Below are 5404 nucleotides of genomic sequence, written 5' to 3' on the forward strand. Positions count from 1 at the left end.
CCCGGCGCCGAAATTGGCGAGAGCTTCTTCATCGACCACGGCACCGGCGTGGTGATCGGCGAGACGGCGCGGCTCGGGCGCCGCGTGCGCCTTTATCAAGCCGTAACGCTAGGAGCGAAGCGGTTCGACGTCGACGCAAACGGTGCTATCGTCAAGGGCGGCGATCGCCATCCGATTATTGAAGATGACGTTGTCATCTATGCCGGGGCGACGGTGCTCGGGCGAATCACCATCGGCCGCGGTTCGTCGATCGGCGGCGGCGTCTGGCTGACGAAGAGCGTGCCGCCGGGCAGCACCATCACGCAGGCGAAGAGCGAAAGCTTTGACGACGGTGCCGGAATCTAGCGCATGTCACGTATAAGAGACCCGAAGAAAGCTGTTTCCGAACAGCTGGTCGGGACGATAGGTTTATTCTGCAGCGAAATAGCTGTGCCTCAGGCGCCCCAGATCCTAGGACAGAGATCCCGTCTTCGCACGCAAAAGAGTTTGCTGTTGCATTGACGGGCATGCGCCGTCGCCCGACGATTGAGATAGTCCTGAGACGCTGCCGCTGGAGGATACCCGATCGGTCGGCGTGCTGCTGAGTTGCGAGGTGCTTAATGACGAATTTCGTCTCCCGCCGTGGTCTTGTCCTGGGTACCAGCCTTGCAGTGGCAGCGCGGGCCATCCCGGCTTTGGCGGCGACCGATCTCTCCGGTGTTACCTTGAGGGTCGGCGATCAGGTCGGCCAGCAGCAGAGCAAATTGCGGGCGGCGGGACTCCTTGATGATCTCCCTTACAAGATCGATTGGTCGGTCTATCCGGCCGCGGTAAACCTGCACGAGGCATTGAAGGCCGACGCGATCGATATTGGCGCGGCGAACGACTCGCCGACGGTAACCGCGATCGCCAATGGCTCGAAGGTGCAGTTGGTCGCCGCCTGGGACAATGGCGGCCTGGGTACCTCCTTGCTGGTACCGCGCAACAGTTCGGTGCAACAGGTCGCCGATCTCCGGGGCAAGACGATTTCGCCGACGACGCGCGGCAGCGTCGCGCATTACCTCGTGGTCGGCGCCTTGCAACAGGCCGGGCTCCGGCTTGACGAGGTGAAGCTCGCCTTCATGAATCCGATCGACGCCGGTGCGGCGTTCCAGAGCGGCGCAATCGACGGCTGGGCCACCTGGGGCCTTTACGTGGCACGGGCGCGCGGCCAGCTCGGGGCCCGCATCCTGTCCGACGGCGTCGGGATCAACAGCGGCCTGTTCGTGTTTTCGGCGACGCCGTCGGCGCTCGCCGATCCGCTGAAGCGCCTCGCCATGGCCGATTTCTTCAACCGCGTCGAGCGCGGCTATATCTGGTCGCGGGAACAGAAAGCCAAGGACACCGAGTGGCTCAAGGCCTTCACCAAGCAGGACGACGCGATCGCCGAAGCGCTGTATGTCGAAGACTCCAGTTATCGCCGCATCGCGATCGACGATGCCTTTGCGGCGCGGCTGCGCAAGACGTTTGACACCTGGACGTCAATCGGCCTGCTGCAGGGCGATATCGATTTCCGGTCGCGCATCATCCGCGATCTACCAATCGGTTGAGACGGGCACCTGATGTCGGTTGTCGATCGCCTGGTCCTGGCGCCGCGTTCTCCGGGCGAATTGGCGCGGCTGCACGCCCCTTCGGTAGCGGTCGCGGTCAATCCACAGTTGGTCAGCATCAAACCGAGGCGGGTCGGCGCGCGCGGTCTGCCTCGGCCGCTTCGGCGCGCCGTCGGGCCGCTAACCGTCTTGCTGCTCTGGCAAGTCGCCTCCGCCACCGGTCTTTTGCCGCAGGAGGTATTGGCCGGGCCGACCGCGGTGATCAAGAGCGCGGCCGCGCTGTTGGAGAGTGGCGAATTGCAGCAGGCGATCCTGACGTCGCTTGGCCGCGCCGCGGCGGGGCTCGCGATCGGAGGCTCGATCGCGGTGATCCTTGCGGTTCTTTCCGGGTTGTTTCGGCTTGGTGAGGATTTGATCGATTCCACCATGCAGATGCTGCGCACGATGCCCATTGTCGCGCTGATTCCGCTATTGATCATCTGGTTCGGTATCGGCGAGCGGCCGAAGATCGCGCTGATCGCGCTCGCGACGGCATTCCCGCTCTATCTCAACATCTACGCGGGCATCCGCAACGTCGATCAGAAGCTGATTGAAGCGGGCCAGACGCTGGGGCTCAGCCGTGTCGGTCTCGTGTGGCATGTGGTACTCCCGGGCGCGCTTCCCAACGCACTGGTCGGCCTGCGCTACGCGCTCGGGATAGCCTGGTTGGCGCTGGTGTTCGGCGAGCAGATCAATGCCAGCGCGGGGATCGGCTATTTGATGAACACCGCCCGCGAGCTGTTCCAGACCGACGTCATTGTTGTCTGTCTCGTGGTCTACGCTCTGCTTGGATTGATCGTAGACGCCATCGTCCGGCTTCTTGAAAGGGTCCTTTTGGCATGGCGGCCATCCTTCACCGGAGCCTGAGCGACGGGGCGGGGACGCTGCGTGCCCCGGTCGTGCGCGTGCGCGGGCTTACGCGGCGCTTCGGCACGCGCGCCGTGATCGACAATCTCAATCTGGAGATCGCGGCCGGTGAGTTCGTCGCCCTGATCGGCGTGAGCGGATGCGGCAAGTCGACCCTGCTGCGGGTACTGGCGGATCTCGACGCGGAGATCGAAGGCGAGGTGATTGTTGCTGCCAGGCGTGCGGTCTCGTTTCAGGAGCCGCGGCTGCTGCCGTGGAAATCGGTCTGGAAGAATGTCGTGTTGGGTCTGCCGGGTCGGCCCGATCGGGCGCATGCCAATGCCGCGCTCGACGAGGTCGGTCTCGGATACCGGGCCGACGTGTGGCCCAAGGTGCTATCGGGCGGCGAGGCCCAACGCGCCTCGCTGGCGAGGGCGCTGGTGCGCGAGCCCGATCTGCTGCTGCTGGACGAGCCGTTTGGCGCGCTCGATGCGCTGACCCGCATCAATGCCCAGAAGCTGGTCGCTGAACTCTGGCAGCAGCACGGATACGCCGTGCTGCTGGTCACGCATGATGTCGAGGAGGCGGTGCTGCTCGCCGATCGCGTGGTGATGATGGAGGCTGGTGTCATCGCCCACGAACTCGCCGTCGATCTGCCGCACCCGCGGGACGTCAGTCAGCCGGGGTTCAGCGCGTTACGCCGCCAGCTCCTGACCTGGCTCGGTGTCGATGCGCGCGCCGCATAGGTAGGAAATCATGGCCTCGTCATCGCTCGAATCTCTCACTCTGAAGACCGACGTCCTGATTATCGGCGGTGGCATGGCCGGTGCTTGGGCCGCGACCGCCGCGGCAAAGGCCGGGGCTGCTGTCGTGCTGGCGGACAAAGGCTATTGCGGCGCCAGCGGCGTGACCGCGGCGGCCGGGCCGGGCCACTGGTGGGTGCCACCGGACCCTCCCGAGGCTCGCGGCACCGCGGTCGGCAACCGCATCGCAGCCGGTCTTGGTTTGGGAGAGGCCGATTGGATGCACCGTATCCTTGACCAGACCTGGCGCACGCTGCCGACTCTTTCGCCCTATTATAAGTTCGGCACGGACGATGAAGGACGCGTCAATTATCGCGCGGTGCGCGGACCCGAATACATGCGTGCGCTGCGCCAGCTTGTGCTGAGCTGCGGCGTCACCATTCTGGATCAATCGCCCGTCGTTGAGCTTCTCGCGCGGGACGACGGCTCGGTCGGCGGCGCACGTGGACTTCGCCGTCAACAGGGTGGCTGGCCATATCAGGTCGAGGCGGGCGCCGTCGTGCTGGCGGCCGGCGGGACCAGCTTCCTGTCACACCTTCTGGGATCACGAACCAACACCGGCGATGGCTATCTGTTGGCCGCGGAGGCTGGCGCCGAGATGTCCGGCATGGAGTTCACTGCCGCCTATACGATTGCGCCCGCGCATTCCACCATGACCCGAAGCATGGCCTATTCGTTTGCGACCTATTACGATGCCGATGGGCGCGAGCTCGACCTGCCCTTTGCACCAGACCAGACCCAACGTCTCGCCCGAGCGCTGCTGAGGGGGCCGGTTTACTGCTCGCTGCACCGGCTGCCGGACGACATCAAGGCACGGCTGCACACGATCTCGCCCAACGTTCCGCTGGTCTTCGATCGCTGGCGCATCGATCCCTATCGCGATCGCTTTGAAGTCACGCTGCATAATGACGGCACCGTCCGCGGCATCGGCGGGGTCCGCGTGATCGACGTCGATGGCGCGACATCGGTACCCGGATTGTTCGTGGCAGGCGACAACGCCTCGCGCGAGAAGGTCGCGGGGGCGATTTCGGGCGGCGGCAATGTCAACTCGGCGTGGGCGCTGTCGTCAGGGTTGTCTGCGGGAACAGCGGCCGCGCGCATGGCGCGCCACGCGACCGGCCGTGGCGCCCGCCTTCGTCCGCTGGGTCAGGCGGGCCTACGGCCACGGCAGCATGCGAAGGCCGTGGATCTTGCGACAGTCCGGGCCGGCGTGCGCGCCGAGATGCATCCGTATGACAAGAACTTGTTCCGCAATGGCCCGGCGCTCGCTGCGTCCCGAAGCAGCCTCGACGCGCTCTGGAGCGAACTGGCCGATCATGCCGCTGCCGACAACGTCGCCCTGCGCGAAGCCGCCGCACTGGTGGCAACGGCGCGTTGGTCGGTCGCGACGGCGATCCGACGCACCGAGAGCCGCGGCATGCACCGTCGCGAGGATTATCCAGCCCCGGATCCGAACCTGGCCGTCCGTCTGCTGTCCGGCGGATTCGACCGCGTCTGGGTGACTGCCGATCCGGCGTCCGCCTCGGCGCGTCATAGTGAATTGGAGGCGACCTTGTGATCGAACTCATCCTGTCCGACCGCTGCACCAATTGCGGCGCCTGCGTCGAGGTCTGTCCCGTCAATGTCATCAATCCATCGGCGTCGGGCCCGCCGACGTTGGCGCGCGTTGAGGAATGTCAGACCTGCTTCATGTGCGAACTTTACTGCCGTGCCGACGCGATATATGTCGCGCCCGATTGCGACCGCCGGGTCGAGGTCAATCCCGCCGAGATCGTCGCTTCGGGATGCCTCGGTCAATACCGCAAGCATTCCGGTTGGGACGAATGGGCGGAGCAGTTTCCGAACAATCAGTGGCTGATGGAAACCGTGTTCCGTCGTGCCGGCGAGGCCGCGGCGGTAGCGGCGCCGTTGCTACGAAAATCCCAGACATAGTTGGATGTCGCGGGAATCGTGCGTCGTCGCTGGTTCCTGCTGGTCGCCAAGCTCTGCGTGCCTTGAAGGCTCAACCGATGAGGTTTTCGAAGGCGTCGACGGCAGGACAATAGGTTTCCGTCAGGCCTGCGAAATTCGACTTGCGGTGCTCCGCACAGGCCGATCCTTGGAGCCGCTGGCACTGGATCGCACTTATGATCGCGTGAGTTTGGCGTC

Annotated in this window: 6 protein-coding genes; all 6 read left to right on the forward strand. The window is 64.9% G+C overall.

Translation table 11 applies throughout. The features are described 5' to 3' along the window. On the forward strand, nt 1-345 hold a 345-nt coding region (locus ABSG20_RS28775), incomplete at its 5' end, for a serine O-acetyltransferase (protein ID WP_423867851.1). A 254-nt stretch (nt 346-599) separates the two neighbouring features. Further along, on the forward strand, nt 600-1568 hold the full coding sequence (locus tag ABSG20_RS28780) for an ABC transporter substrate-binding protein (protein ID WP_423867852.1): 969 nt from the start codon (nt 600-602) through the stop codon (nt 1566-1568). A 12-nt stretch (nt 1569-1580) separates the two neighbouring features. Continuing rightward, the gene (locus ABSG20_RS28785; protein ID WP_423867853.1) at nt 1581-2474 is read left to right on the forward strand and encodes an ABC transporter permease; all 894 of its coding nucleotides are present in this window, start codon (nt 1581-1583) and stop codon (nt 2472-2474) included. Next, nucleotides 2447-3199, forward strand: coding sequence for an ABC transporter ATP-binding protein (locus ABSG20_RS28790; RefSeq protein WP_423867854.1), 753 nt, complete (start codon nt 2447-2449; stop codon nt 3197-3199). The genes ABSG20_RS28785 and ABSG20_RS28790 overlap by 28 nt, the downstream gene beginning before the upstream one ends. A 10-nt stretch (nt 3200-3209) precedes the next feature. Continuing rightward, nucleotides 3210-4814: an FAD-binding protein gene (locus ABSG20_RS28795; protein WP_423867855.1), complete on the forward strand. Its 1605-nt coding sequence runs from the start codon at nt 3210-3212 to the stop codon at nt 4812-4814. Then, entirely contained in the window at nt 4811-5188 is a 378-nt protein-coding gene (locus tag ABSG20_RS28800; RefSeq protein WP_423867856.1) for a 4Fe-4S binding protein, read from the forward strand. Before ABSG20_RS28795 ends, ABSG20_RS28800 begins: the two co-directional genes overlap by 4 nt. Nucleotides 5189-5404 lie beyond the last annotated feature (216 nt).

It is taken from the genome of Bradyrhizobium sp. (assembly GCF_049512235.1).
GTDB lineage: Bacteria > Pseudomonadota > Alphaproteobacteria > Rhizobiales > Xanthobacteraceae > Bradyrhizobium.